Here is a 26,676-nt window from a genome sequence, read left to right as displayed (position 1 = left end):
GGCCTCAGACGGCCCTGCCCGTCTCGCCGTCGAACAGATGTACGCGATCGGGCGCGATGGTGAGGGCGATCTGATCGCCCGCCCGCAGGTCGCTGCGGCCGGTGACGACGACGGTCATTTCCGCCGCGCCCGACGTCGTCACATAGGTCAGCGAACCGGTGGATTCGACAACCGCCACCGGCAGGGTCAGCGGCGCCTCGAGAGGATTGCAGGCCACCAGATGCTCAGGGCGCAGGCCCACCAGCACCTTGCGGCCGGCCTCCGCCGCGCGGCCAAGGGGAATTGGCCTTGTGCCGGGGAGATCGAGTGCAACGCTCTGCCCGTCCGCGCCAATCCTGCCGTTCACGAAGTTCATGGCCGGCGAGCCGATGAAGCCGGCGACGAAGCGGGTGGCCGGGCTATCATAGAGTTCGAGCGGGCTGCCCTGCTGTTCGATCACGCCATCGCGCATGACCACCACGTGGTCGGCCATGGTCATGGCCTCTATCTGGTCGTGCGTCACATAGACCGAGGTGGCGCCGAGCCGGTCGTGCAGGGCGCGGATTTCCTTGCGCATATGAACGCGCAGGGCGGCGTCGAGATTGCTCAGCGGCTCGTCGAACAGGAAGGCCTTGGGATGGCGGATGATGGCGCGCCCCATGGCCACGCGCTGGCGCTGGCCCCCCGAGAGTTCACGGGGGTAGCGATGCAGCAATTGCGACAGGCCGATGGTCTTGGCCACCTCTTCGGTGGCCCGCTTCATCTCTTCGCGGGACACGCGTTTCAGGCGCAGCGAATAGGTCAGGTTCTGCTCGACAGTCATATGCGGATAGAGCGCATAGGACTGGAACACCATGGCGACGTCGCGCTTTCGCGGCGGCACGCCATTCATCACGTCGCCGGCAATCTTCATGGTGCCGCCGGTGATGCTTTCCAGCCCCGCCAAGGAACGCAGCAGGGTGGACTTGCCACAGCCCGAGGGTCCGACCAAGGCCACGAACTGGCCCTTGGGGATGGTCAGGTCGATGTTCTTGAGGGCGTGGAAGCTGCCATAGTGCTTGTCGATGCCGATGAGTTCGATCTGCGGTTGGGCACTCATTTGAGGGCTCCCGAGGTTAGGCCGGCGACGATGCGGCGCTGCAGGATGACGAAGGCGGCCAGAATGGGCGTCACATAGATCGTGGCGTAGGCCATGATGTTGTTCCATTCGGTGGTGTTGGGACCCATGAAGGCGTTGAGCCCCACCGATGCGGGCTGCAGTTCGACGGCAGGAATCATCGACTTGGAATAAACGAACTCGCCAAAGGCCTGCATGAAGATCAGGATGGCCGAGACCAGGATACCGTTGCGGGCCAGCGGCAGCACGATGGACCAGAAGGCCCCGGCCCGTGAATTGCCGTCCACAAGGGCTGCCTCCTCGAGTTCGGCGGGAACGCTCATGAAACTCGCCCGCACCAGGACCACGAAGAACGGCATGGACTTGGCGGTGATGGCCAGGACCACTGCAAGCTGCGGATGGTTGAGCAGGCCAAGTTGCGCAAAGCCGACGAAGATCGGGGTGATCATCAGCGATGCCGGCAGCACCTGCAGCATCAGCACCAGGAACAGCGCCACGTCGATCCAGATATTGCGATAACGCGCCAGCACATAGGCGCAGCCGGTGCCCAGAATGGCGGTCAGCGCCATGGTGCCGAAGGCGATTATGGTCGAATTCCAGAGAAAGCGCCCCATGCCGCGCAGTTCCCAGACATAGGAGAATACGCCCCATTGGGGATTGGCGGGCACGAGGCCGGGCGGGGTGGCAAAGATCTCCGAACCTGTCTTGAGGCTGGTGACATACATCCAGTAGAGCGGGAAGAGATAGAGCGCCGCCAGGGCCAGGGCGACCAGCAGCAGCAGGCGTTGCATCCAGATCTGGGTCATCCGCGCACCTCGTGACGGGTCGAGCGCACATAAATGATCGAGGCGATCATCACGACGGCGATCATGACCACGGAAATGGTCGAGCCCTTGGCGAAGTCATACTGCCGGAACGACTGCTCCCAGGCCCAGTACTGGGCGACATTGGAGGAATTCGCCGGCCCGCCGGAGGTGATGGCGGCGAAGAGGTCGAACTGCTGCAGGGTGAAGATCAGCCCCAGAGAGATAACCGCGCCGATTGTCGAGCGCATCATCGGCAGCGTCATGGTCCAGAAGCGCTGCCAGGAAGTGGCGCCGTCCAGTTCGGCAGCTTCATAGAGATCGCGCGGTATGCCGGCCAGGCCCACGGCCAACAGGATCATGTTGAAGGCGGTGCCGAGCCAGATATTGGCGATAATCACGGCCCAGAGCGACCAGTTGGTGTCCGAGCGCCAGAAGATGTTCTCCGAGATGATGCCGAGGGCTTTGAGCACATAGTTGAGGACGCCGAAATCGCCGGCAAGGATCCAGTTCCAGATGGCGCCCACTACCAGGCCCGGCATCACCCAGGAGGCCAGGAACAGGCCGCGGATATAGGATGCCCCGGGGAATTTCTGCGTGAAGAACAGCGCCAGCCCGAAACCGAGGAGAAACTGCCCGGCAATCGAGCAGACCACGAATACGGCGGTGTTGCGCATGATCGGCCAGGTTTCGGGCGCGCTGAACACGGCGATGTAGTTCTTCAGACCCACCCATGGGCGGGCGAACGTCCCGAGGCTGAACATGTCAACCTCCTGAAAACTCATCACCACGTTGTAGATCAGCGGCAGGCCGGAGAGCGCAAGGAGGAACAGCAACGGCACCGCGACCAGCACGATGTCGAAGCCCTTGCCGTCGCGCAGGCTGGAAAGCAGGCGGGTCAACGCACCCTCCCCTGGAACAATGAGAAAGTGCTGCCCGGTTGCCCGGGCAGCCAGTCGTCGGGAGGGATCAGTTGCCCAGGATGCCGCCGATGGTTGCGGCGGCCTGGTCGAGCGCGGCCTGCGGCTCGGTCTGGCCGGTCAGGGCCTGCTGGATGGCGTCCTGAATGGCTTTGGAAATCTTGGGCCATTCCGGATGCGGGCCACGCGCCTGGGCATATTGGAGCTGCTCAAGGAAGACTTTGAGCGCGGCATCCTTCAGGGCGACGCCGGTCTCCGGCAGTCCGATATCCGAGCGGGCCGGAAGCTGGCCGAATTCGGGGAACAGGCGATCGTCCTGGCTGGCGAAATATTCCAAGGCCTTGAAAGCTTCGTCAGGGTGCTGGGTCGAGGCAAAGATCGCCCAGTTGAAGTCGCCCATGGCCGAGGAGCGCGTGCCGCCCTCGGTTTCGGTGGGCAGGAGCGCGACGCCCCAGTCGAACTTGGCTTCTTCGAGCATGCGGTTAAGTTCCCACGGGCCGGAGATGACCTGGGCCGCATTGCCCGAATTGAAGGTGCCGGTGGAATCCCACTGGCCACGGGTCAGCGTATCGGGCGAGGCCAGCTTTTCGTCCAGAATGGTCTTCCAGATTTCGAGCGCCTTCACCGCGCCGGGGGCATTGATATTGTCATAGCCGCCGCCGCCCATCTGGGCCCAGGGCAGGAACTGGAAGGTGCCTTCTTCGTTCGCCTTGGCCGAGAAGGCCAGGCCATAGATGTTGTTGGCAGGATCATTCAGCTTGCGCGAGACTTCCACCAGTTCGTCCCAGGTTTTGGGCGGCTCGGTGATACCGGCCTTGGCGTAGAGATCCTTGTTGTAATAGAGCGCGATGGTGTTGGTGGCCTTGGGGACACCATAGAGCTTGCCGTCCCAGGCTACCGAGTTGAGCGGGCCGGGGAAGTAGTTGGCCGGGTCGATCACCTCGGAATTGGCGATCCTGTCGGTGATGTCGAGGAAGGCGCCGCGCGCTGCAAACAGGGCGTGCTCGGGATTGTCGACGGCGATGATGTCGGGCGCCTGGCCGGTAGCAAAGGCGCGCATGGCCTCGGACACAACGTCGTCGAACTGGATCTCGCGGTATTCCACCTTGATGCCGGGCTCGCGCTCGTCAAATTCTCGCGCCAGGTTCAGCGCCGGCTGGTTGGCGTCGTCCAGCGACCAGATGGTGATGGTCACTTCATCCTGGGCCAGCGCGGCACCCAGCGTCAGCATCGATGTGGTTGCAAGGGCAATCGCCCCCACCAGGCCGAAACGGATAGTCATGGTTCTCTCCTCCCATTGATGACGGGCCCTCCGCCCGCCGTTCATATCCCCGCCCCGCACTCTCCTCGCTGCGCGGCGGGAAATTTCGTCACTCGCGGTTGTCGACGTAGTCGCCACCACGCGCGTCTTTCAGATGATTGAGCGCGCGGACCTGCCCCGTCATTTCCAGCGCGTCGCGATAGACCGGGTCGTGCCAGCCTTCGATGTCGATGGAGCCCGACCAGCCGGCCAGGCGCAGCTCGGAAATGATGTCGGTCCAGTTGCTGTCGCCGAAGCCGGGCGTGCGCATGAACACGAAGGGATGCTTGCCAAAAATGCCGTGCTCGCGGATCACGTCCCAGCGGATGGTCGCGTCCTTGCCATGCACATGAAAGATTTTCGGCGCCCATTTGCGGATCTGCGGCAGCGGGTCGATGAGATAGACCATCTGGTGGCAGGGCTCCCATTCGAGCCCGATATTGTCATCCGGCGTCTCGTTGAACATCAGCTCCCAGGCATCGGGATTGTGGGCGATGTTCCAGTCGCCGGTCTGCCAGTTGCCATCCATGGCGCAGTTCTCAAAGGCGATGCGAATGCCCTTGTCGGCGGCGCGTTTGGCAAGGTCCGACCACACCTCCTTGTACCGCGGCAGGCTATCGGTCAGCGGCTTGTTACGGATGCGGCCGGTGAAGCCGGCGACGCAGGTAGCGCCGAAATGGTGGGCGTTGTCGATGCAGTCCTTCCAGCCTTGCAGGGTCTGGCGGTCCATCTCCTGGTCTTCGAGCGGGTTACCAAACATGCCGATGGTGGAAATGGTGATGTCGCGGTCGCCAATGGCGTCCTTGCAGCGCTTGCCCAGTTCGGCGAGATCCTGCCCGTTAGTGGTCTGCCAGAAGAAGGGCTCGAAGCTTTCAAACCCCAGATCGGCGATCTCGCCGATACGCTCGGCGGCCTTGCCGGCCGATGCGCTGATCATGGTGCCGATACGAATGGATTTGGCGGGATCGCTCACGAAATGGTCCTTCAGGTAAAAATGGGGATGCGCTGGCCGGCCTTGGCGCTTTCGATGGCGGCAAAGACCATGGCGAGGCTCTTGATATTGTCGGCGCCATCGGTTTCCGGGGCCCGCCCGGCTTCGATGGCGTCGAGGAATTCGGCCAACACGCTGGCATGGCCATGCGTCTGGTTCTCATCATTCGGTGGGGGAACGTCGATGTCCGCGAGATCGCGGAAAAAGCCGGTGTCGCCGGTCACGACGCGGGCCTCGAAATGGTCGGCACCATCCCAGATCACGGTGCCCTTGGTGCCAATGATGCGCCAGGCGCTTTCCCAGCTGGTATTGGCGCCTTCGGCCGCCCAGGAACCGCGATAGTTGAACACCACATTGTCGTCGAACTCGAAAATGGCGTTGGCCGCGGCGCCATGCCGATACCAGGAGCCCGGCGGATTGGTTTCGAGGCAATAGACGGCGCGCGGTGTCTTGCCGGACATGAAGCGTGCCGCGTCCAGCGTGTGGATGGCCATGTCGAGCAGCAGGACATTGTCCATCTCTTCGCGGAACCCGCCGAAATGAGCACCGATGAAGAAATCGCAATTGAGGCTGGTCAATTCGCCAAGCGCGCCGCTCTCGATCAGCCGACGCAGCCGGCGTACGCCGGCGATGAAGCGCCGGTTCTGCACCACCGCATGCACGCGGCCCGCGGCCTTGGCACGCGCAATCATCGCCCGGCCCTCCGCGATGCTGGCCGCCATCGGTTTCTCGCTGAGCACGTGGCAGCCATGGCGGAGGCCGGTCTCGACCACACTGGCACGGGCAGCCGGCACCACGACGTCGAACAGCAGGTCCGGCCTGGTCTGGGCCAGCACGGCATCGAGATCTGTACCGATGACGATATCGCCGAGCCCGAACTCGGTGGCGCGCGCCGCTGCCGTGGCGCGATCGAGGTCCACCAGGCCGACAACCTTCACCCTGCCCTTGAGCAGGGGATGGTCGGCAATGGCCGACAGCCAGCCCTTGGACATGCCGCCGCAACCGACGAGCACCGCCTGAAACACCACGTCGTCCTCCCTATGGACATTCACGCGTCCTTGCCATCTTGTGCGGCATCACAGAACGCTGTCCCGTAAACGTTTACGACGCTATTATCGGGACGGCGCCTGTGTCAATAGGTTTTCGTAAACGTTTTCGAATGCGACGGGCCGCACTTGGGGGAAAGTCTGAAAATATGACTGGTATCAGGCGTTTGGCAGAGGCACTCAATGTGTCCATCGGCACGGTTTCCCGCGCGCTCAACGGCAAGCCCGACGTCAGTGAGGAGACTCGGAAGCGTGTGATGGAGGCTGCCGCGGCCATGGGCTATGTGCCCAACCAGGCCGGCCGGTCCTTGCGCAAAGGCACAACCGGTGTGGTTGGCTTCATGATGCAGTCCGGCTCGCAGATCACTGGCGAGGGCGACGTATTCTTCATGAGTGTCTTCGATGGCGTGCAGGCGGTGCTGGCGCGCCACCAGCTCGACCTCGTCGTCCTGCTATGCTCGTCCGAGGAAGATCCCGATGCCTATCTGCAGCGTGTGGTGGCGCGGGGCTTTGTCGATGCGCTCATCATCTCCGCGACCAAGCGGCACGATCACCGGATCGACTATCTGGCCGAGCGCAAAATTCCCTTCATCGCATTGGGGCGCAGCCTGACCGACGTCGGCCACCCCTGGCTCGACCTTGATTTCGAGGGCATGGCGCGGACGGGCGTTGATCGCCTGGTAGCCAAGGGGCACCGGCGGATCGGCGCGTTCGCCCCGATCGATGACACCAATCTGGGGTTCGTCTTCATCGACAGCTATCGCGAGGCGCTGGAGCGACATGGCATCGCCTTCGACCCGGACTTGATCTTCCGTTCCTTCCCCAACGACCGCGGTGGGCACGAGATCGGCGAACGCATCGCGGCCATGCCGCCCGATCGACGGCCAACCGGCTTCATTCTCACCAATGAAATGCTGACGGTGGGGCTCTATCGCGGGCTCTACGATTGCGGCATACGGCCGGGCGCGGACTTTGCCATCATCGGCCGTCACAGCACCAATTCGCAGTATCTCAACCCCAAGCTGACCTGTTTCTATCTTTCGCTGCGCGACCTGGGCATCGAACTGGCGGAATCCCTGCTGGCAACCATGCCCGGCTATGCCGAGCACTATCCTTTGGGTGTCGTGCGCCGCGTCGTGCCGCTCGAACTCATCGAGGGGGACAGCGACCAGCCCCTATCTAACCCGCCGGTCTGACCAGCACCCTGCCCCTGACCTGGCCGCGCAGGATCTGTTCCGCCTTTTCGGGCAATCCCTCGAGGCCAATCTCCGCGACATTTTCCGCATAGGCGTTGAAGTCGAACAGGCCGGCCAGCCGTGACCAGGCCGCCATGCGGGCATCGAAGGGCTGCATGACGCTGTCGATACCGGCCAGTGTCACGCCGCGCAGAATGAAGGGCAGGACATTGGTGTTGAGGCCGATACCGCCGGCATTGCCGAGGCTCGCCACGACGCCGCCATAAGCGATCTGGCGCAGCAGCTTGCCCAGCACGTCGCCGCCGGCGCTATCGATTGCCGCAGCGAAACGCGCGCTTTCGAGCGGCTTGTCGGGTTGGCCCAGGAATTCGGCGCGGTCGACGACGCTGGCAGCGCCGAGGGCGGTCAGCATGTCGGCATGCTCGGGCCGCCCGGAGAGTGCCGCGACGGTGTAGCCCAGGCGCTTGAGCAGGGCCACGGCGATAGACCCAACGCCACCGGCGGCGCCGGTCACCAGTATCTCGCCGCTCGCAGGCGTGATGCCCTCGGCCTCGAGCCTGTTGATGGCCAGCATGGCGGTGAGGCCTGCCGTTCCGATGACCATGGCGTCGCGCGTGGTCAGCGTACCCGGCAGGGGCACCAGCCAGTCAGCCTTCACCCGAGCCCGCTCGGCATAACCGCCCCAATGCGTCTCGCCGACCCGCCAGCCCGTCAGCACCACCGCATCCCCGACGCGATAGCGATAGTCCTGGCTGTCACGCACCTTGCCCGCAAAGTCGATCCCGGCCACGTGGGGATAGTTTCGCACCAGTCCGCCCTGCCCGGTCAGGCACAGACCGTCCTTGTAGTTGAGCCCGGCCCATTCGATGTCCACCGTGACATCGCCTTCGGGCAGGCGCGCGTCGTCCAGTGCCTGAACCGACGACGATATGGACCCGTCGTCTGCCTTCTCGGTCAGCAAAGCGCGGAAACTCATGGGCTTTTCTCCTCTTGCGGCCATTTCTCCTGCGAGGCCGTCGCCGACCTTAGCGAAGAGCGCTTGCCGGTGACCAGCCCTGGAAACGCCAAAGACCTGATTGCGGCCTCGACAAGACTTATCCCCGCGCCAAATCCACCCTCATACTCTGCCCGTCCTCACCGACAACACGCGGGACCGACGAACTTCAAGCCGTCCCGAAGGGCTCGACGCGCCGGTGGCGCGGCTGGAGGTGAGAAGGCCACGAGAGCTTCGTCGAATGGCGGGTAGTGCCTATCCCGCCGCTTCCGTGGCCGCGATGGCGGCCATATTGACAATGCCGCGGCTGGTAACGGTGGGTGCCAGGATGTGAGCCGGCTGGGCCGTGCCCATCAGGATCGGCCCGATGTGCAGCCCATTGTTGAGTTCCTTGAGCAGGGTCATGGAGAGATTGGCCGCTTCGAGATTGGGGAAGATCAGGAGGTTGGCCTCGCCCTTGAGCACTGAGTCCGGGATGTAGCGTTCGCGCAGTTCGGCATTGACCGCCAGATCGCCCTGCATTTCGCCCTCGACCACCAGGTCCGGGGCCTCGACCTTGAGCCGGTCATAGACGGCCCGCATTTTCTCGCTGCTGTCGCCGTCGCGGGAGCCGAAGTTCGAATAGCTCAGCAACGCCGCCTTGGCCTCGATGTTGAAGCGCTTGAGGTGATCGCGCGCCTGCAGGGCAATCGAGACCAGCTCATCTTCACTGGGGTCGATATTGGCGTAGGTATCGGCGAGGAAAAACACGCCGCGGTTGAGGATGAGCATGGAAAGCGCCGAAAGCTGCTGCGCACCCGGCGCCACGCCAATCACCGAATGGATGTCGCGGGCATGCTTGATGAAGCGCCCCTGCAGTCCGCAGATCAACGCATCGGCCTCGCCGCGCCGCACGGCCAGCGCGCCGATCACCGTGGTATTGGTACGCACAATGGTGCGGGCCGTATCCGGCGTGACGCCCTTGCGGCCCACCAGGGCGTGGAAATCGGCGACATAGTCGCGATAGCGCGGATCGTCTTCGGGGTTGATGACCTCGAAATCCGTGCCGGGCCGGATGGGCAGGCCGAAGCGCTCCAGCCGGTTCTCGATGACCGAGGGTCGGCCAATGAGGATCGGCTTGCCGATGCCGTCCTCGAGGATGACCTGGGCCGCGCGCAGCACGCGCTCATCCTCGCCATCGGCAAAGGCGATGCGCTTGCCAGCGGCCTGCGCCCGCTCGATCATCGGCTTCATCACCATGCCGGAGCGGAAAACGAAGCGCCGCAGCGTGTCGCGATAGGCATCGAAATCGGCAATCGGCCGCGTAGCGACGCCCGACTCCATGGCCGCCTTGGCCACGGCCGGCGCAATCCTGAGGATCAGCCGCTGGTCGAAGGGATTGGGGATCAGATAATCGGGACCAAAGATCGCCGGCACGCCATGGGCCGTGGCTTCGAGACCCGGTTCATGAGCGAGTCTGGCGATGGCGTGGGCCGCAGCCGCCTTTATCTCCTCATTGATGATGGTGGCGCCGCAGTCCAGGGCGCCGCGGAACAGGAAGGGGAAGCAGAGGACGTTGTTGACCTGGTTGGGGTAGTCCGAGCGGCCGGTACAGACCAGCGCATCGGGACGCGCCTCTTTCGCCAGCTCCGGCATGATCTCGGGCACGGGATTGCTGAGCGCCAGGATCAGCGGGTTTGGCGCCATATCCTTCATCATCTCGGGCTTCAGAGCCCCGGCCTTGGACAGACCCACAAAGATATCCGCTCCCGCCATGACGGCGCCAAGCTCGGTCTCGTCACTGTCCTGGGCAAAAGCGCCGCGCCAGCGGTCAACCGAATTGTCCCGCTTCTTGGTCACCAAGCCCTTGGAATCGGCGATCCAGATGTTTTCCCTTCTTGCCCCGACGGCGATCAGCATGTTCATGCAGGCAATGGCCGCGGCCCCTGCCCCCGACGTGACGATCTTGACCTGGCCGATGTCCTTCTTGACCAGCCGCATGGCGTTGATCACCGCCGCCGCGACGATGATCGCCGTGCCGTGCTGGTCGTCATGAAAGACCGGAATGTTCATGCGCTCGCGCAGGGCTTCCTCGATCTCGAAGCATTCGGGCGCCTTAATGTCCTCGAGGTTTATGCCACCAAAGGTCGGCTCCAGCGGCGCGACGATCTCGATGAAGCGCTTGGGATCCTGTTCGTTGACCTCGATATCGATCGAGTCGATGCCCGCAAACTTCTTGAACAGGACTGCCTTGCCTTCCATCACCGGCTTGGACGCCAGCGCGCCAATATTGCCCAGGCCGAGGACCGCCGTGCCGTTGGAAATCACCGCGACCAGATTGCCCTTGGAGGTGTAGCGATAGGCGTCGAGCGGATTGGCCGCGATCTCCTCGCAGGGCGTCGCCACGCCCGGGGAATAGGCCAGCGACAAGTCCCGCGTATTGGCCAGTGGCTTGATCGGCGTGACTTCCAGCTTGCCGGGCCGCGGGAACTCGTGGAAATGCAGCGCGGCTTCGCGAAGGCTGGCGGCCTTGTCGTCGGACATCGATCTCTCCCATGTTCTGGTGCGCCGCATCGCGACGCGCCGGGCCGCGTCCCCACGCGGCAAAACTCCTCAAGAACAGGTCCGGCAGCGCGTGGGAAGCTATGCCTTAGTCGTATTCAAAGCCATCGCGATTCCTGAATCAAATCCAGCGATCCGTGGCTCCGGGTTGATTGGTTCCGAATTCATGATAGACAATTGTCTGGAACGCGTCGAAATCGATACAGCAGACACCATGAGCCGCAATTTTCTGGTCATTGATCCCGAAGAGAATATCGATGTTCTCAAGGGACTTGCTTCGCCGATCCGGGTGAAGATGCTGAAGCTGCTGCACATGGAAGGTGCACTCAACGGCAATGATATTGCCGAGAAACTGGGTCTGCCCCAGTCCACAGTGTCGACAAACCTGCAAATTCTGGAGGGGGCGGGCCTGATCCGCACCGAAACGCAGAAGGCGCGCAAGGGCAACCAGAAGATCTGCCATTCCACCTTCGATGAAGTGCTGGTGATGTTCAAGGATGACATCAAGCCGCTGCGCGCCAATACGATCGAAGTCTCGATGCCGCTTGGGCTCTATACCAGCTGCGAAGTCTCGGCGCCATGCGGGCTCTGCTCGACCGAAGGCATTATCGGCCTGCTCGACGTCCCCGACACCTTCCTCGATCCGGACCGGATGAAGGCGGGACTGATCTGGTTCACGCGCGGGTTCCTCGAGTACCAGTTTCCCAACAATGCCAAGCTGGCGCAGAACACCATCGAATCCATGGAATTCGTGATGGAGCTGAGCTCGGAAGTGCCCGGGACTTCTGCGGACTGGCCCAGCGACATTACGCTCTCGGTCAACGGCACCGAGATCGGCACGTGGCTCTCCACCGGCGACTTTGGCGACAAACGCGGGGTCTATACGCCCGATTGGTGGAAGCTCAAGGGCAGCCAGTATGGCAAGCTGAAAAGCTGGCGCGTCACGCTGGACGGCACCTATGTGGACGGGATGAAGATCTCCCCGGTATCCCTGCACGATCTGGATCTTGGCAACCATCATTCGATCCGCCTGCGGATCGCGGTGAAGCCCGACGCCAAGCGTCCCGGCGGGATCAACATATTCGGGCGCGGCTTCGGCAATTACGACCAGGACATCATCCTGCGCCTGCAGACGGCACCCTAATTTATCCCCGGGTCCAGAACCTCACTCATAATGCCCCCATCACTCCCGCGCGGACGGACTGCAGCGAACTTTTGCGGGAGGAGCCGGGCGTAGCTGGGTCGCTCCAGTTGCGCGTCCAGGAAGCGGTCACCCTGCGACGAGCGTTCAATGGGGGCCGGAGTCCTCTACGAAAAACCGGTGTCCCGAGGCGGCGACGTCTCTATTACTTAGTTTTACTGAGACGCACGCGCCTCGGGACCGTCCATCTCGCAACCGGAGGCGATCACGCCGGCCGGCGCTCGCCCCTGCCCTCACGCAAATAGTCATATTTTTGGCCTTGCGCCACTCTCGGCGCGAGGCTAAAACACAATCACTGATACAAATCAGAAAAACGGAATTAGTGGGAGGAGCCGGTGAAGGCGTCCGTCATTGCCAACAAGGACTACACGATCGCCAAAATCGATGACCGTGTCTATGGGGCTTTTCTCGAGCATCTGGGCCGCGCTGTCTATGAAGGGATCTACGAACCCGACCACCCGACGGCCGACAAGGATGGCATGCGCGGCGACGTGGTCGATCTGGTCAAGAAGCTCAACGTGCCGGTCGTGCGCTATCCCGGCGGCAATTTCGTTTCTGCGTACAATTGGGAAGACGGCATCGGCCCGCGCGAGCAGCGTCCGACGCGTCTGGATCTGGCCTGGCATACCTCGGAAAGCAATGCCGTCGGCGTTCACGAGTTCGCGGACTGGTGCGCCACGGTCGGCACCGAGATGATGCTGGCGGTCAATCTGGGGTCCCGCGGCGTCGACGATGCCCGCAACTTCCTCGAATATGTCAATCATCCCGGCGGCTCATACTGGAGCGACCTGCGCATCAAGAACGGGCGCAAGGAGCCGTGGAACGTTAAAATGTGGTGTCTCGGCAACGAGATGGACGGTCCCTGGCAGGTCGGCCACAAGGATGCCGACGAGTATGGCAAGTTGGCCGCCAACACCGCCCGGGCCATGCGCATGTTCGACAAGTCGCTGGAGCTGATCGTCTGCGGTTCATCGCATATGGACATGCCGAGCTTTCCCGACTGGGAGCGCATCGTGCTCGAGCATACCTATGAGCATGTCGACCATATCAGCCTGCACATGTATTTCGCCAACCGCGACGACAATACGCCCAATTACCTTGGCCTGAGCGCCAAGCTGGACCGCTATATCGAGACCGTCGCCGCGACGATCAAGCAGGTGAAGGCGAAGAAGAAGTCGAAGAAGGACATCTATATTTCCTTCGACGAATGGAATGTCTGGTACCATTCCAACAAGAAGGATCGCGAGATCCTGGACGGCAATGGCGGCTGGCCGCATGCGCCGGGCTTGCTTGAAGACATCTACAATTTCGAAGATGTGCTGATGGTGGGGTTGATCCTCAACACCTTCATCCGCCGCTCGGATGTGGTGAAGATCGCCTGTATCGCCCAGCTGGTGAATGTGATCGCGCCGATCATGACCGAAAAGGGCGGGCCGGCCTGGGCCCAGACAATCTACTATCCCTATTATTTTGCTTCGGTTTTTGGCCGCGGCACGGCGCTGCAACTGGTGACGAACTCGCCGGGATACGAGACGACGCACGCCAAGGATACGGCCTTTGTCGACGTCTCGGGTGTGCACAATGAAGAGGACGGGACGCTGAGCTTCTTCCTCGTCAATCGCCACACCAGCGAAAGCATCGAGACCGAAGTCAGCCTGCAAGGCTTTGAAAACGCGACGGTTATTGACCACCAGGTCATGACCCACCCCGACCTCAAGGCCGTCAACACGGCGCGGAACCAGGACGAGGTGGCCCCGAAAAAGGGCTCGGGTGCCAAGGTCGATGGAGACAGGCTGTCGGTGGTGCTGCCGCCTTATTCCTACCAGATGGTGCGGGTCAAAATCTGACCCACCGGGCTCCGGCCCGGGTCCAGGACCCGCTGGATGAACGGGTCATGAATGCGAGGCGCGCCCCGGAAGTGGCGCGCCTCACTGTATTTTGTATCATAGTTCTGGATTTACATCACAAAACACATTGACAGCCTAAAACCCTCAGTTAAGTATGACTTATCTCAGGGTCGAGGAGCCCTGCGAAAGGGGATGCCACAAGGCATCCCGCATAGGGAGGACATCGATGGATAGACGCAATTTCCTGATCGGCTCGACGGCTGTCGGCGCACTCATGGTGGCCGGCAAGGGCCTGGCCATGGCGCAGGATGCCGGAGGCTCGGCACCGGACCTGACCCAGTTCCCGCGCAATGAAACGGTCATCGTTCACAACCCCGAAGGCATCATCCGCAACCCGGCCTGGTTCAATCTGTGGGCGGTGGGCGCCGGCAACGGGACCAGCAACGGCCTGCACAACCTGACCACGGACACGCTGTGGTTCATCGACCCGGATGCCGGCATCGAGGGCGCCAGCGAGAACGCGGTCTACAATTCGCTGGCCGACGATGTCTGGCAGTACAATGACGACTTCACGGAGATGACCGTGAAGCTCAAGAAGGGCATCTACTGGAGCGACGGCGTCGAATTCACCGCCGATGACGTGGTGTTCACGGTCGAAAAGCAGGCGGCAACGCCCGGCACGCCCTATAATGGCGCGTTTTCGGCCCAGGTGGCCGAAGTCACGGCTCCAGACCCCTATACGGTCCACTTCAAGCTCAAGAACCCCAATTCCCGCTTCCACGCGCTGTTCTCGGTGCGCTGGACTGCGGCCTGGATCATGCCCAAGCATGTCTATGAGAATGTCGAGGACATTCTCAGCTACGACGCCAACCCGCCAGTTTCCATCGGGCCGTATACGCTGCATTCGTTCGATCCGAACGGCACCTGGTATATCTGGGAGAAGCGCGAGGACTGGCAGCGTACGGCCATGGGCATGATTGCCGAGCCCAAGCCGCGCTACATCATCTACCGGAACAATATTTCCACCGACAATCGCCTGATCGAGATCCGCAACGGCAATCTGGACATGGTGCACGACCTGACGCCGGAAGGCACGTTCTCGGTGGTGCAGCAGGACCCGCAGATCCAGGGCTGGTTCCCGGGCTTCCCCTATGCCCATCCCGATCCGACCCTGGTGATGGCGATCTTCAACCACCAGAATCCCAAGTTCCAGGACAAGCGCGTTCGCTGGGCCCTGGCGCTGATGCTGGATGCGCGCGCCATGTCGATGGCGTCCTATCGCGGCGCGGCCACGCTCTCGGCCATTTCGGTGCCGCCGACCGGCACGCATCCGCGTGACTACCACGCCCCGCTGCAGGACTTCCTGATCAATTACGAGATCGATACGGGCACGTCCAAGGTGAAGCCCTACGATCCCAATATCGGGGTGCAGATCGCCGATATGGTGCGGCCGCAATTCGGTGACGCCGTGCCGAGCGATGAAACCGCGGTGCGCAACGCCTTCGGTTATGGCTGGTGGAAGCAGAACATCCCCGCCGCCGAAGAACTGCTCACGGCCGCCGGCTTCACCAAGAACGGCAACCAGTGGATGATGCCGGACGGCCAGCCCTTCACCTTCTCGGTGATGGTGCCGCAGGAAGGCGTGGTCAACCGTCTCGGCGTGATCATTGCCCAGACCTGGGCCCAGAACGGCATCGGCGCCACCGCCGAAGTGGATGCCGACACCTGGGGCCGCCAGCGCGTGGGCAATTACGAGTGCAATATCGCCTGGGCCGTGGAAACCTGGGGCGGTCACCCCGACCTCAGCTTCTTCATGGACAGCTATCACTCGGCCTATGTCGCCGAACCGGGCCAGAGCCAGCCGGACCGCAACTGGATGCGCTGGAAGGACCCGCGTCTCGACGAGATCATCGAGAAGATCCGCGGCATCGACTTCAACGATCCCAAGGGCATCGAATATGGCCACGACTTCGTGAAGCTGCACCTCGAAGAGATGCCGAACATCCCAATCATGGCGTACAACGTGTTCTCCATCCAGTCGAACCGGTTCTGGACCGGCTGGCCGAATGCCGAGAACAACTATGCCAATCCGGTCACCAACTGGTCGAACGGACGGTATATCTTCACGCAGATTTCGCCCGTCGAGGGCGCCGCGTAAGCTCCTCCCTGACGGCGCGGTCCCAGGCCGCGCCGTTGCCAGGGGGCGTGATGGCACGTCACGCCCCTTCCGCCTTCTCTGGGCCCCTTCCAATGATGATGGAGGGACATAGTGAGGACGGATCGGGGAGGCGCCAGCCTCTTTTGCTCTTCCTCCGGCCCGCGCCGTAGCGCGGCACAACAGGGCAAGGCTCCGTCGGTGACGGATGCCGAAGCCAAATGGATCGAAATCCTCGGGGCCCTGAAGGGCCCTAACCTATCGGGGGAGACCCTGCGGATCGGTGCAGCGGATGACGAGGAGAGCGAATGCGAGGCTATCTCTGGTTTGCGGGCAAGCGGCTGCTGCAATTGCTGGCAGTCATATTCTTTGGCGTGTCCGCCATGTTCCTGGTCACCTATCTCTCGCCGATCGACCCGGTCGAGCAGGTGCTCGGCCGCCTTTCGGCCCGCTCCAACCTGTCGCCGGAAGCCATTGCCTCCACGCGCATCGCCCTGACCGAGATGTTCGGCACGGGGCAACCCATGCTGCAGCAATATTGGAATTTCTGGACGCGGCTGCTGCGCGGTGACCTGGGCGCCTCGCTGATGGCGTTCCCGACGCCAGCCATGGAACTGGTGATGCGGGGCATGCCCTGGACGCTGGGCCTGCTGCTGACCTCGACCCTGATCACTTTCCTCATCGGCAATCTGATGGGCGGGCTGGCCGGCTACTTCCAGAACAATCGCTTCTTCAAGGCCTTCGGCATTGTCACCATGGGCCTCCAGCCGATCCCCTATTACATCGTGGCCTTCATCATCCTGATCATCTTCGGCTTCCTGTGGCCGGTGCTGCCGATTTCGGGCGGCTTCTCGATGGATGTACGGCCGAGCTGGACGCTGCCCTTCATCCTTTCGGTGCTGCAGCACTCGCTGCTGCCGGCCTTGTCGCTGGTGCTGGTGGGGCTGGGCGGCTGGTTCATCGGCATGCGGGCCCTGGTCAGCAATATCGTCACCGAAGACTATGTGACCTATGCCGAACTGGCGGGCGTGAAGCGCGAGACCATCGTGGGCAGCTATGTGATGCGGAACGCCCTGGTGCCGCAGATCACGGCGCTGGCCATGGTCATTGGCGGGGTGTTTTCGGGCACCATCATCACCGAGCAGGTGTTCAACTATCCCGGCATGGGCTCGCTGCTGGTCGATGCGGTCAATGCCGGTGACTACTCGACCGTATTGGCGGTGTGTACCGTTTCGATCACCGCCGTGGCCACGGCCATCTTCATCGTCGATCTGCTGCATCCGCTGCTCGACCCACGCGTGCGGACGGAGTAGTCCATGTTTGCCGTTTTCCGCGATCTGATCCGCTACAATATCGAGTTCACCATCGGGCTGATCCTGGTGGGGATCATGGTGATCTTTGCCGGCCTCTCGTTCTTCTCGCCCATCGATCCGAGCCTGATCTACATGGCCATTCCGGACCAGCCGCCCTCGGCGCAATATTGGTTCGGCACCAATTCGCGCGGACAGGACCTGTTCTGGCAGCTCTCCGCCGCCTTCAAGAACAGCCTGACCTTCGGCATCACCGTGGCCGTTCTCTCACGCATCATCTCGATCACGGTGGGCCTGGCCGCCGGCTATATCGGGGGCTGGGTCGACCGGGTGCTGATGTTCGTCAACGACATCTTCGTTGCCGTGCCGATCTTCCCGATCCTGGTGTTGTTCTATTTCGTGCTGCGCAACAATATGGACAGCTTCACCATGGCGCTGATCCTGGCTTGCTTCGGCTGGCCGTTCGATGCGCGGCTGATCCGCTCGGTGGCGCTGGGTTTGAAGCATCGCGAGTTCACGCGACATGCGGTGTTTGCCGGCATGAGCACGCGGCGCGTGCTGATGGAAGAGCACCTGCCCTATGTGATGCCGATCGTCTTCGCGACCTTCATGAACAACATGCTGTGGTCGATCGGCATGGAGGTGACGCTGGCGGTGCTGGGCTTCACCAATATCAACAATCCCACCATCGGCACCGTGCTCTACTGGGCCAATTCCCACTCGGCCATGGTGGTGGGCGTGTGGTGGTGGATCGTGATCCCGGTGATCCTGATCGTCATGACCTTTATCGGGCTGTTCCTGCTGGCGATGAGCATGAACGAATATATCGACCCTCGCAGCCGCCTGCGGAGGATGGGCGCATGAGGGTTTTGCTCGAGACCGCTCCCCTCCCCCTTGAGGGGAGGGGCTGGGGGTGGGGGTCGATCAGTGGACCACACAGCCACCCCCTCCCCGGCCCTCCCCTCAAGGGGGAGGGTGCCAAGGAACCGCACCATAGGGGCGCGAAAGAATGACCCTGGAAAAGAACCCCGAAATCCTCAAGGTCGAAGGCCTCAAGGCCTATTACCAGATGAACTATTTCGGCGTGTCCCGCGAGGTGCGCGCCGTCGACGACATCACCGTGACCATGCGCAAGAACGAGGTCTATGGCATTGCCGGGGAAAGCTCCTCGGGCAAGACCAGCTTCATCAAGGTGCTGGCCGCTGCCATCCGGCCGCCGCTGCGGGTGGTCGAGGGGACTGTCAAATACAGCTTCAGCAGCGGGCCGATCGACGTGGCACATGCCAGCCCGGCCGAGATCGAGGCGGTGCGCTGGAAGCATCTGAGCTACATCATGCAGGGCTCGATGAGCGTGCTCAATCCGGTGCGGCGGATCGGCCGGACCTTCCAGGATTTTGCGCAGCGCCCGCTGGGACTGAAAGGCGCGGCCTTTGAAGAGCGCGTGATCAAGCATCTGGCGCGGCTGAACCTGCCGCCGGACGTGCTCCGGGCCTATCCGCACGAACTCTCGGGCGGCATGCGGCAGCGCGTGACCATTGGCCTGGCAACGGTGTGCCACCCCGAATTCATCATCGCCGACGAGCCGACAACGGCGCTGGACGTGGTGGTGCAGAAGGAGGTGCTGAGCCTGATCCGCGATATCCAGAAGGAAATGGGCGCCTCGGTGGTGTTCGTGACCCATGACATGAGCGTCCATGCCAATGTGGCGGACCGGGTGGGCATCATCTATGCCGGGCGGCTGGTCGAGGAAGGCCCGACGCGGCAGATGTTCTTTGCGCCCAAGCATCCCTATACGGCGCATCTGGTGGCGAGCCTGCCACGCATCGGCGACACGCAGCAGCGTCCGGCGCTGGAGGGTCGACCGCCCAATCTGGCCGATCCGCCCCAGGGCTGCCGATTCCACCCGCGCTGCCCACTGGCAGTGGACAAATGCCGAAAGGAGGTGCCGCCGATGGAAGTGGTGGGACCCGATCATCGCACGGCCTGCTGGCGCTGGAAGGATGTGGAGCCCCTGGTCAATGTGGCGGCTCCGGCAGGAGCAATGGCATGACGACGCTGCTTGATGTGCGCAATGTGTCCAAGCGCTTCACCATGGGCGGGCTGTTCGGCCGCAAGACGGTGGATGCCGTGGTCGATGCCAGCTTTTCTCTGAGCGCGGAAAATCCGGAGATCTTCACCATTATCGGGGAGAGCGGCTCGGGCAAGACGACGCTGGCGCGGATGATCCTGGGGCTCGAGGACCCGAGCGAGGGCGAAATCCTGTTCCGCGGGGAAAAGGTGGACCGGCATGCCGGACGGGCCGAGCGGCTGAAATTCATGAGCCATGTGCAGCCGGTGTTCCAGAACCCGTTCGAGGCGTTCAATCCGCTCAAGCAGATCGAGCGGTACCTGGAAAGCACGGCGCGGCGGTTCCTCGACACAAGCGACAAGGCGGTCATCGACCGGGCCATGGACGAGGCGCTGCAGAAGGTGGGGCTGAGCCTGAAAGAGGTGCGGGGCCGGTTTCCGCACGAGATGAGCGGCGGTCAATTGCAGCGCTGCGCCATTGCGCGGGCGCTGATCCCCAATCCGCCGTTGCTGATTGCCGACGAGCCGGTGTCGATGGTGGATGCGAGCCTGCGCATGAGCATCGTCAACCTGCTCAAGAGCCTGCGCGATGACCTCAAGGTCTCGGTGATCTACATCACTCATGACCTGGCGACCGCCTATTACATTTCCAACCGGCTGATCATCATGCAGCGCGGGCGGATCGTGGAAATGGGGGATGCACGCACGGTGCTGGACAGTCCCGAGCACGCCTATTCGCGGCTGCTCAAGGCCTCGGTGCTTTCGACGGACGATGCCGGGGACGGCAAGCTGATGACCGACCCGGCCATGGTGGAGCTGGCCGGCAGCATGGTGGGGCAGGACGGGGAGCTGGTGCAGCGGCCCGATGGGCGCAAGGTGAGGGTCTACGCATGAGCGCGCCGATCTATCGCGACCCGGTTGAAGATGGCGCGGCCGACCCGGTGGTGGTCAAGCGCGAGGGCACGGATGAATGGTGGATGTTCTACACCAATCGCCGGGCCAGCGCCGACGAGCCCGGTTTTGGGTGGATCCACGGTTCGCCTATCGGCATCGCAGTGAGCAATGATGGTGGCGGAAGCTGGCACTATCGCGGCACGGTGAAGGGGCTGGATGCGCCGGGTGACAGCGGGCTCAACACGCACTGGGCGCCGGAGGTGATGTTTGCCGAGGGGCAATATCACATGTTCCTGAGCTATATCACCGGCGTGCCGACGCATTGGAAAGTGCCGCGCACCATCGTGCATTTCACCAGTGCGGACCTCGAAAACTGGACGCGGGTGGGGCCGCTGACGCTCTCGAGCAGCAATGTCATCGATGCCTGTGTGTTCAGGAGTTCCGGTGGGCTGTGGCGGCTGTGGTACAAGGATGAAGGCCAGGGCTCGAGCACCTGGAGCGCGACCAGCACGGACATGTTCAACTGGACGCTGGAAGGGCTGGTGCTGCCCGGTTCGCCCGATGCGCCGCCGCATGAGGGGCCGAATGTGTTCGCGCTTGGCGGGTTCTACTGGCTGATCGTGGATGAATGGCGCGGCCAGGCGGTCTATCGGTCGGACGATACGCTGAACTGGACGCGTCAGGGGATTGTCGCCGGCGATCCAGGCGCCGACCCGATGGACAGGCGCTATGCACGCCATGCCGATGTGGTGGTCAATGGCGATCATGCGGCGATGTATTACTTCACCCATCCCGAATGGGACGAGCGGGCGCAGAAGGACGGGCCACCGGACGTGGCGGCGCGGCGCACGGCCATCCATCAGGCGCGGCTGCGCGTGGAGAATGGGGTGCTGGTGTGCGAACGGGACGTGCCGGCCGGCCTGGCGCTACTGGCCTAGGTTCGGCGCTCGGGTTGCGCCGTCTTGGTCGTCGGTCGAAAATAGCGATGCTCGTTCGTCGTCAGGGCAAGGACCGGAGGACCACATGGACCGCGAATTTGCCGATGACGCGCTGACCCGCTTTGCTGCCGAGGGCGTGCCGCCGCTACCCGAGGGTGGCGGGACGCTGGAGCGGGACGATGTGCGGGTGTGGTTTGGCGATTATGGCAGCGGCCCTGCGGTCGTGCTGCTGCATGGCGGCATGGGCCATGCGGGCAATTTCGGTCACCAGGTTCCGGCGCTGCTTGCAGCGGGCTATCGCGTCATCGCCGTGGACAGCCGCGGCCAGGGGCGGAGCAGCTGGGATGGACGCCCGTTCTCCTATGAGCAATTTGCCGGGGACGTCGCCGCCCTGCTCGACCGGCTCGATATCGCCCGTGCGGCGATCGTGGGCTGGAGCGATGGGGCCTGCACGGGGCTGGCGCTGGCCAGGGCACACAAAGCCCGGGTGGCCGGCGTGTTCTTCTTTGCCTGCAATGTGGATGGCAGCGGGGCATGGCCATTCGAGATGACCGAAGTCATCGGCAACTGCCTGGTACGGCACCAGAAGGACTATGCGGCGCTGTCCCCTGCCCCCGATGGTTTCGAGGCCATGAGCCAGGCGCTGCAGGTGATGCAGTCGACCCAGCCGGACTATTCGGCGGCGGACCTTGCCAGCATCGACGTGCCGGTCTGGGTAGCACAGGCGGCCGGGGACGAGTTCATTCGGCCAGAGCACGCCCGCTATATCGCAGAGACCATCCCCGGCGCGCGTCTCGTGATGCTCGATGGTGTGAGCCATTTCGCGCCAGTGCAAAGACCGGCGCTGTTCAATGGGGCCGTGCTGGACTTCCTCACCAGCCTGTCCGATTGGCGCTGACTCAGGCGGGCGGCTTCCAGCCTGGCGATCCTTCACGCTGCAGCGGGCCGAGCCGGGTGATGTCCTCGCCACGGCGCATCGAGATATTCATGCGGAAGGAGTTGCCGATGCGCTCGGAGCGCTCGACAAAGAGAGCCGCAATATCGGGCGGACAGATTTCTTCCACCGTTTCGCGGAACAGGCGCAGCCAGCGCATGAAATGGGCATCGGCCAGTTCGGGGATGGCCATGTGCCGGGGCATGGGGCGGCCGGAATAGCGTCCGGTGCCGAGCAGCATGGAGCTCCAGAAGTCGGTGATCTTGTCGAGATGGGCGGGCCATTCGGCATCGGCAATGACGCGATTGAACACCGGGCCGATGAGATCGTCACGGCGCGCCCTGGCATAGAATTCGTCGACCACGGCGCGGATCATGGCTTCGTCGAGCCCCTCCGGCGTCTCCCAGCCGATCCGATGCAATTGCGTGCCAACGGGCGGACGATCAGGCGGATGCATGGGTGACGGCCTTGATGGAATAGGTGCAGCGACGGCCGCCCGAGACAATGTGATCCTGGCGTTCGACCTCGACATCGGGGCCGAGCACGGAGCGGAACACTTCGAGTTCGGCGCGGCAGAAACCCTGGCACGCGGTGGCGGCCGCGCAGATGGGGCAATGGTTTTCAATCAGCAGCAGGGAGCCATCGGGCTGCTCGGTCCAGGCGGCCATATAGCCTTCCTGGCTGCGCAGTTCCGCCAGCGCGGCGACCCGCGACTTGAGATCGGGCGCCGGCTCGACGGCCGCCACATAGGCGGAGCGGGTCTCGGCTTCGCGGACGGAGATGATGGCATCGAGCGCATCATCGCCAAGGCGGCTGCGGACGATGTCGAGCAATTGTACCGTCAGGGCGGCATGGGTATCGGGGAAACGGGACTGGGCCGTGGGCGTCAGGCTCCAGAGCTGCGTCGGCCGCCCCACACCCGCCGACGCGCTGCGCGCCTCGACCAGGCCTTCCTCGGCCAGCCGCGCCAATTGCTGACGGGCGGCCTCGCTGGTCGTCCCCAGCCTGTCGCCCAGAGCCGTCGCCGACAGCGAGCCCTGCATCTTGAGGGTCATGAGAATCCGCTCGGCCGGATTGCGCGGTGACCAGGCCGAATTTTCCAAGGCCGAACTTGACATATCTGCGGAAAGAGTTTTCAAAGTCATTGCTTGGAAATTAACCCGCCTTGCCAGTTCTTGCAAGCCGGTGCCGAAAGGACCCCGAAATGACCTTCTCGCTTCCCGCCCTGCCCTATTCGCCAGCCGCCCTTGCCGAGCGCGGCATGAGCCAGGAAACCCTGGAACTGCACCATGGCAAGCACCATCAGGCCTATGTTACGGCGCTCAATGGCTTTGTGGAGAAATATCCCGAACTGGCCGGCCAGTCGCTGGAGCAGATTGTCGCCTTTGCCAAGGACAAGCCGGATCTGGCACCGGTGTTCAACAATGCCGGGCAGCACTGGAATCATGTGCATTTCTGGCAGGCGCTGAGCCCCAATGGCGGCGCGCTGCCCGGAAAGCTCGAAGCCAAGATCGTCGAGGATTTCGGCTCGGTGGACGCGTTCAAGGACAGTTTCAAGACCGCCGCCACCACCCAGTTCGGCTCCGGCTGGGCCTGGCTGGTGCTGGGCACTGACGGCAAGCTCAAGACGACCAAGACGCCCAACGGCTCCAACCCGCTGGCGACCGGCGAAGGCAAGGTGCTGCTGGGCCTGGATGTGTGGGAGCACGCCTATTATGTGGACTTCCGCAACCGGCGCCCGGACTATGTGAGCAATTTCCTCGACAAGCTCGCCAATTACGAGTTTGCCGAAGCCAATCTGGGGTGAGGCGATTTCGGCGGCCTGATGCCCAACCCTTCCCTGCGGAGAGCCGGGTGGGGAACACCGAAGCCCAATCGGGGGGTGAGCGCGTGGCGCACCCCCAACCTCCCCGTCCACCGCCTCCCAACCTCACGTCAATGGAGAGGATGCGGTGCGGTGATCGCCTTTGAATGTTGCCCGCGCATTTGCTCCACTGGGTTACAATCGATAATGACTAGTCTGATGCCCGATTTCGATCTGCCCGACAGCATGGCCTTGCGCCCGCTCCGCCGACCCACGGTGAGCGATGCGGAATTTCGCGCCGCCATGTCGGGACTGGCATCGAGCGTGCATGTGGTGGCGGCCAGGCGCGGCACGGAGCGCGTGGGCCGGACGGCGACATCGGTGCTGTCGCTGTCGGCGCAGCCTCCTGCCATTCTCGTGTCCATCGACATCGTCAGCCGGCTGGCCGATGTGATTGCCAAGACCGGCGGGTTTTCCCTGGCCATGCTGGCCACGGACCAGCAGCAGATTGCCGACGCGTTTGCCGGACAGGTTCCACCCGAAAAGCGTTTTGCGGATGGCGGGTGGGAGGCGTGGCCATCGGGACAGCCCAAGCTCAGGGGCGCGGTAACGGCACTCGACTGCGACGTGATCGGCGCCATGGAAACCGGTACGCATGTCTTGTTTGCGGGCGCCATCGTGGACGCCGAGACCGATACCAGCCGCAGCCCTCTACTGTGGCACAGGCATGGCTACCAGGCCCTGCACGGGGTCGACTGACCGCAGGCGAGATGCCACACTGCAAGACAGGTGATTTGGCGCAACGTTTGCCGCCCTTCGCCGTTTAACCCGGAGAACGGGGATCGACCTTGCCACGCTATTACTTCCACTACCGCACCGATGACGCCCTGATCCGCGACGACAAGGGCAGCGAACACGCCAATCTGGAGGCAGCCGAGCAGTCGGCGGCCGAGATGGGGCGCGCGATCATCGAAAAGGTGGCGGGGGAAGGCGGCGAAATGGATGCGCCACGCTCCATCGAGATCACCGATGCCAGCGGCAAGGACCTGCTCTATGTGGTGTTCTGGGCGGGACCACAAATCGGCGACGGCTCGGCAACGCCCATCGAACCAGCCACGCTGCATTAGGCGCCCGCCGCTTGAGGAGCGGCGGGACACCTTGGAATGACCGCCTAGAAATTGCCCTCGAAGACCTGGTCGAAAATGCCGCCTTCATCGAAGAAGCGTTGCTGCACCTGACGCCAGCCGCCAAAATCATCGACACGCCTGAGGTCCAGATCGGCGAAGACCGAGAGGGCTTGCGGTTCAACCGCGCTGGGATCGGCAGGGCGGAAATAATGGCTGGCAGCCAGTGACTGCCCCTCGGGCGAGTATAGATATTCGAGATAGGCCTGGGCCAGGTCCCGCGTTCCACGCGCATCCACATTGGCATCGACTATGGCGACGGAAGGCTCGGCCAGGATCGACACGGAGGGGGTGACGATCTCGAACTTGTCGGCGCCGAGTTCGGCCAGGGTGAGCAGAGCCTCGTTTTCCCAGGCGATCAGCACATCGCCAAGGCCACGCTGGGCAAAGGTGATCGTCGCTGCACGCGCGCCGGTATCCAGCACGGGCACATTGCTGAACAGGCGGGCGAGATAGTCCCGGGCCGTCTCCTCATTCCCGCCCGGCTGCGCCAGGGCCCAGGCCCAGGCGGCCAGGACATTCCAGCGCGCCCCGCCCGAGGTCTTGGGATTGGGGGTAATCACCTGCACGCCATCGGCGACAAGGTCGTCCCAATCCGCAATCTGCCTCGGGTTGCCCTTGCGCACCAGGAAGACGATGGTCGAGGTGTAAGGGGCATTGTCATGGGGCAGCGTGCCGCGCCAGTCGGACCGGATCCTGCCGGTGTGGTCGGCAATGGCGTTGATGTCGCTTTCGAGCGCCAGCGTCACGACATCGGCGGGCAGGCCTTCGATGACTGAGCGGGCCTGGGCGCCCGAACCACCATGGGTGGTCTGAACGGCGACGGCCTCCCCGGTCAGCGCCTGCCAGTGGGTGACGAAGGCCTGGTTGAAGGCCTCGTAGAATTCCCGCGTGGGATCGTAGCTGACATTGATCAGCGTGCGCGACTGGGCCGCGACAGTGACGATTGTACTGAACGCCAAAGCGGCGACCAGGCCGGCACAGGCCAGGATGCGAGCAGCAGTTTTCATCGGAAACCCTCCCGTTGATGACCCTAATACGCTACCAAATTGGTATAGTATCGCAAGGCGCGGGTATGTTGCGGAGGACGGGCCGCAGGAAATATCCATTGCGCCATGATGGGCTGGATGAAAAATCATTTTTGCCCACAGGGCGCGGTGCAGGCTGAGAATGAAATTCTTTTCGGATAAAAGGCGTCATACTTCAGAAATGCGCCGCACCTGTACTTTCGGAAATGGAAACATTCTTTGGCGAAAATGAAAATGGCGGCCGATTGGCCGCCATTGCTGACGTTTTTATATTGGTGAATGCTGGATCAGAACGACATGCCGACATGGACCGTGACGACAAATCCAAAGAACAGGGCGGCGATGAGCGCCGCATAGGAAACGTACTGAGACAGTTTGGGCATGCATGCACCTGCGTTGTGACGTAGGCAAAGACTACCAGATTGAT

At 62.8% G+C, this 26,676-nt stretch carries 24 protein-coding genes; 13 read left to right on the top strand and 11 right to left on the bottom strand.

What is annotated here, in order from left to right; all coding sequences use genetic code 11:
• Positions 1–4: 4 nt before the first annotated feature.
• The 6 genes from K1X15_RS05610 to K1X15_RS05585 all read right to left on the bottom strand — a co-directional run bounded on the left by K1X15_RS05610 (position 5) and on the right by K1X15_RS05585 (position 6,138).
• The gene (locus tag K1X15_RS05610; RefSeq protein WP_220306523.1) at positions 5–1,078 is read right to left on the bottom strand and encodes an ABC transporter ATP-binding protein; all 1,074 of its coding nucleotides are present in this window, start codon (positions 1,076–1,078) and stop codon (positions 5–7) included.
• Positions 1,075–1,902, bottom strand: a complete 828-nt coding sequence (locus K1X15_RS05605; protein WP_220306522.1) for a carbohydrate ABC transporter permease — start codon at positions 1,900–1,902, stop codon at positions 1,075–1,077. The genes K1X15_RS05610 and K1X15_RS05605 overlap by 4 nt, the downstream gene beginning before the upstream one ends.
• Positions 1,899–2,801 carry a carbohydrate ABC transporter permease gene (locus tag K1X15_RS05600; protein ID WP_220306521.1) on the bottom strand — a complete coding sequence of 301 codons (903 nt, stop codon included), beginning with the start codon at positions 2,799–2,801 and terminating at the stop codon, positions 1,899–1,901. The genes K1X15_RS05605 and K1X15_RS05600 overlap by 4 nt, the downstream gene beginning before the upstream one ends.
• Before the next feature lie 67 nt (positions 2,802–2,868).
• Positions 2,869–4,101 carry an ABC transporter substrate-binding protein gene (locus K1X15_RS05595; RefSeq protein WP_220306520.1) on the bottom strand — a complete coding sequence of 411 codons (1,233 nt, stop codon included), beginning with the start codon at positions 4,099–4,101 and terminating at the stop codon, positions 2,869–2,871.
• Between the two features lie 88 nt (positions 4,102–4,189).
• Positions 4,190–5,092, bottom strand: coding sequence for a sugar phosphate isomerase/epimerase family protein (locus K1X15_RS05590; protein ID WP_220306519.1), 903 nt, complete (start codon positions 5,090–5,092; stop codon positions 4,190–4,192).
• Between the two features lie 11 nt (positions 5,093–5,103).
• Entirely contained in the window at positions 5,104–6,138 is a 1,035-nt protein-coding gene (locus tag K1X15_RS05585; RefSeq protein WP_220307445.1) for a Gfo/Idh/MocA family protein, read from the bottom strand.
• Between the two features lie 167 nt (positions 6,139–6,305).
• Between K1X15_RS05585 and K1X15_RS05580 the strand changes: the two genes are divergently transcribed.
• Positions 6,306–7,352 carry a LacI family DNA-binding transcriptional regulator gene (locus tag K1X15_RS05580; RefSeq protein WP_220306518.1) on the top strand — a complete coding sequence of 349 codons (1,047 nt, stop codon included), beginning with the start codon at positions 6,306–6,308 and terminating at the stop codon, positions 7,350–7,352.
• On the opposite strand, the gene K1X15_RS05575 is transcribed toward K1X15_RS05580, so the two are convergent.
• Both K1X15_RS05575 and K1X15_RS05570 read right to left on the bottom strand, forming a co-directional pair.
• A complete protein-coding gene (locus tag K1X15_RS05575; RefSeq protein WP_220306517.1) occupies positions 7,336–8,328 on the bottom strand; it encodes an MDR family oxidoreductase in 993 nt (330 codons plus the stop codon). The genes K1X15_RS05580 and K1X15_RS05575 overlap by 17 nt on opposite strands.
• 273 nt (positions 8,329–8,601) lie before the next feature.
• Entirely contained in the window at positions 8,602–10,869 is a 2,268-nt protein-coding gene (locus K1X15_RS05570; protein WP_220306516.1) for an NADP-dependent malic enzyme, read from the bottom strand.
• Between the two features lie 232 nt (positions 10,870–11,101).
• Between K1X15_RS05570 and K1X15_RS05565 the strand changes: the two genes are divergently transcribed.
• The 9 genes from K1X15_RS05565 to K1X15_RS05525 all read left to right on the top strand — a co-directional run bounded on the left by K1X15_RS05565 (position 11,102) and on the right by K1X15_RS05525 (position 22,197).
• The gene (locus K1X15_RS05565) at positions 11,102–12,031 is read left to right on the top strand and encodes an ArsR/SmtB family transcription factor (protein ID WP_220306515.1); all 930 of its coding nucleotides are present in this window, start codon (positions 11,102–11,104) and stop codon (positions 12,029–12,031) included.
• Positions 12,032–12,423: 392 nt separating this feature from the next.
• Entirely contained in the window at positions 12,424–13,935 is a 1,512-nt protein-coding gene (gene arfA / locus K1X15_RS05560; RefSeq protein WP_220306514.1) for an arabinosylfuranosidase ArfA, read from the top strand.
• Between the two features lie 274 nt (positions 13,936–14,209).
• Complete coding sequence (locus tag K1X15_RS05555) at positions 14,210–16,093, top strand: ABC transporter substrate-binding protein (RefSeq protein ID WP_420828374.1); 1,884 nt, start codon at positions 14,210–14,212, stop codon at positions 16,091–16,093.
• Between the two features lie 305 nt (positions 16,094–16,398).
• Positions 16,399–17,403, top strand: coding sequence for an ABC transporter permease (locus tag K1X15_RS05550; RefSeq protein WP_220306512.1), 1,005 nt, complete (start codon positions 16,399–16,401; stop codon positions 17,401–17,403).
• 3 nt (positions 17,404–17,406) lie between these two features.
• Positions 17,407–18,264 (top strand): ABC transporter permease, encoded by an 858-nt coding sequence (locus tag K1X15_RS05545; RefSeq protein WP_220306511.1) that lies wholly within the window; start codon positions 17,407–17,409, stop codon positions 18,262–18,264.
• 145 nt (positions 18,265–18,409) lie between these two features.
• Positions 18,410–19,450 carry an ABC transporter ATP-binding protein gene (locus tag K1X15_RS05540; RefSeq protein ID WP_220306510.1) on the top strand — a complete coding sequence of 347 codons (1,041 nt, stop codon included), beginning with the start codon at positions 18,410–18,412 and terminating at the stop codon, positions 19,448–19,450.
• Complete coding sequence (locus tag K1X15_RS05535; protein WP_220306509.1) at positions 19,447–20,361, top strand: ABC transporter ATP-binding protein; 915 nt, start codon at positions 19,447–19,449, stop codon at positions 20,359–20,361. The genes K1X15_RS05540 and K1X15_RS05535 overlap by 4 nt, the downstream gene beginning before the upstream one ends.
• The gene (locus K1X15_RS05530) at positions 20,358–21,299 is read left to right on the top strand and encodes a family 43 glycosylhydrolase (RefSeq protein WP_220306508.1); all 942 of its coding nucleotides are present in this window, start codon (positions 20,358–20,360) and stop codon (positions 21,297–21,299) included. Before K1X15_RS05535 ends, K1X15_RS05530 begins: the two co-directional genes overlap by 4 nt.
• Positions 21,300–21,384: 85 nt before the next feature.
• Positions 21,385–22,197: an alpha/beta fold hydrolase gene (locus K1X15_RS05525; RefSeq protein ID WP_220306507.1), complete on the top strand. Its 813-nt coding sequence runs from the start codon at positions 21,385–21,387 to the stop codon at positions 22,195–22,197.
• 1 nt (position 22,198) lies between these two features.
• On the opposite strand, the gene K1X15_RS05520 is transcribed toward K1X15_RS05525, so the two are convergent.
• On the bottom strand, positions 22,199–22,690 hold the full coding sequence (locus K1X15_RS05520; protein ID WP_220306506.1) for a group III truncated hemoglobin: 492 nt from the start codon (positions 22,688–22,690) through the stop codon (positions 22,199–22,201).
• Positions 22,677–23,288, bottom strand: a complete 612-nt coding sequence (locus tag K1X15_RS05515) for a helix-turn-helix transcriptional regulator (RefSeq protein WP_240549671.1) — start codon at positions 23,286–23,288, stop codon at positions 22,677–22,679. The genes K1X15_RS05520 and K1X15_RS05515 overlap by 14 nt, the downstream gene beginning before the upstream one ends.
• A 149-nt stretch (positions 23,289–23,437) precedes the next feature.
• Between K1X15_RS05515 and K1X15_RS05510 the strand changes: the two genes are divergently transcribed.
• From K1X15_RS05510 to K1X15_RS05500, 3 genes are all read left to right on the top strand, one after another.
• Positions 23,438–24,040, top strand: a complete 603-nt coding sequence (locus K1X15_RS05510) for a superoxide dismutase (RefSeq protein WP_220306504.1) — start codon at positions 23,438–23,440, stop codon at positions 24,038–24,040.
• 216 nt (positions 24,041–24,256) lie between these two features.
• Positions 24,257–24,796, top strand: coding sequence for a flavin reductase family protein (locus K1X15_RS05505; RefSeq protein WP_240549670.1), 540 nt, complete (start codon positions 24,257–24,259; stop codon positions 24,794–24,796).
• 89 nt (positions 24,797–24,885) lie between these two features.
• On the top strand, positions 24,886–25,164 hold the full coding sequence (locus K1X15_RS05500; RefSeq protein WP_220306503.1) for a DUF6894 family protein: 279 nt from the start codon (positions 24,886–24,888) through the stop codon (positions 25,162–25,164).
• A gap of 44 nt (positions 25,165–25,208) precedes the next feature.
• On the opposite strand, the gene K1X15_RS05495 is transcribed toward K1X15_RS05500, so the two are convergent.
• Complete coding sequence (locus K1X15_RS05495) at positions 25,209–26,231, bottom strand: sulfate ABC transporter substrate-binding protein (protein WP_220306502.1); 1,023 nt, start codon at positions 26,229–26,231, stop codon at positions 25,209–25,211.
• Positions 26,232–26,676 lie beyond the last annotated feature (445 nt).

Origin of the sequence: Devosia salina (genome assembly GCF_019504385.1) — a bacterium.
Taxonomy (GTDB): Bacteria; Pseudomonadota; Alphaproteobacteria; order Rhizobiales; family Devosiaceae; genus Devosia; species Devosia salina.
The sequence above is the reverse complement of the archived record's forward strand: the minus strand, read 5'-3'. Positions and strand labels throughout refer to the sequence as shown.

What these genes read in the sequence shown, in the direction of transcription:
- K1X15_RS05580 (WP_220306518.1), top strand. Translation starts at nt 6,306, where the DNA reads ATGACTGGTATCAGGCGTTTGGCAGAGGCACTCAATGTGTCCATCGGC.
- K1X15_RS05525 (WP_220306507.1), top strand. Translation starts at nt 21,385, where the DNA reads ATGGACCGCGAATTTGCCGATGACGCGCTGACCCGCTTTGCTGCCGAG.
- K1X15_RS05530 (WP_220306508.1), top strand. Translation starts at nt 20,358, where the DNA reads ATGAGCGCGCCGATCTATCGCGACCCGGTTGAAGATGGCGCGGCCGAC.
- K1X15_RS05595 (WP_220306520.1), bottom strand. Translation starts at nt 4,101, where the DNA reads ATGACTATCCGTTTCGGCCTGGTGGGGGCGATTGCCCTTGCAACCACA.
- K1X15_RS05515 (WP_240549671.1), bottom strand. Translation starts at nt 23,288, where the DNA reads ATGACCCTCAAGATGCAGGGCTCGCTGTCGGCGACGGCTCTGGGCGAC.
- K1X15_RS05495 (WP_220306502.1), bottom strand. Translation starts at nt 26,231, where the DNA reads ATGAAAACTGCTGCTCGCATCCTGGCCTGTGCCGGCCTGGTCGCCGCT.
- K1X15_RS05505 (WP_240549670.1), top strand. Translation starts at nt 24,257, where the DNA reads ATGCCCGATTTCGATCTGCCCGACAGCATGGCCTTGCGCCCGCTCCGC.
- K1X15_RS05575 (WP_220306517.1), bottom strand. Translation starts at nt 8,328, where the DNA reads ATGAGTTTCCGCGCTTTGCTGACCGAGAAGGCAGACGACGGGTCCATA.
- K1X15_RS05565 (WP_220306515.1), top strand. Translation starts at nt 11,102, where the DNA reads ATGAGCCGCAATTTTCTGGTCATTGATCCCGAAGAGAATATCGATGTT.
- K1X15_RS05555 (WP_420828374.1), top strand. Translation starts at nt 14,210, where the DNA reads ATGGTGGCCGGCAAGGGCCTGGCCATGGCGCAGGATGCCGGAGGCTCG.
- K1X15_RS05540 (WP_220306510.1), top strand. Translation starts at nt 18,410, where the DNA reads ATGACCCTGGAAAAGAACCCCGAAATCCTCAAGGTCGAAGGCCTCAAG.
- K1X15_RS05535 (WP_220306509.1), top strand. Translation starts at nt 19,447, where the DNA reads ATGACGACGCTGCTTGATGTGCGCAATGTGTCCAAGCGCTTCACCATG.
- K1X15_RS05545 (WP_220306511.1), top strand. Translation starts at nt 17,407, where the DNA reads ATGTTTGCCGTTTTCCGCGATCTGATCCGCTACAATATCGAGTTCACC.
- K1X15_RS05510 (WP_220306504.1), top strand. Translation starts at nt 23,438, where the DNA reads ATGACCTTCTCGCTTCCCGCCCTGCCCTATTCGCCAGCCGCCCTTGCC.
- K1X15_RS05570 (WP_220306516.1), bottom strand. Translation starts at nt 10,869, where the DNA reads ATGTCCGACGACAAGGCCGCCAGCCTTCGCGAAGCCGCGCTGCATTTC.
- K1X15_RS05605 (WP_220306522.1), bottom strand. Translation starts at nt 1,902, where the DNA reads ATGACCCAGATCTGGATGCAACGCCTGCTGCTGCTGGTCGCCCTGGCC.
- K1X15_RS05550 (WP_220306512.1), top strand. Translation starts at nt 16,399, where the DNA reads ATGCGAGGCTATCTCTGGTTTGCGGGCAAGCGGCTGCTGCAATTGCTG.
- K1X15_RS05520 (WP_220306506.1), bottom strand. Translation starts at nt 22,690, where the DNA reads ATGCATCCGCCTGATCGTCCGCCCGTTGGCACGCAATTGCATCGGATC.
- K1X15_RS05610 (WP_220306523.1), bottom strand. Translation starts at nt 1,078, where the DNA reads ATGAGTGCCCAACCGCAGATCGAACTCATCGGCATCGACAAGCACTAT.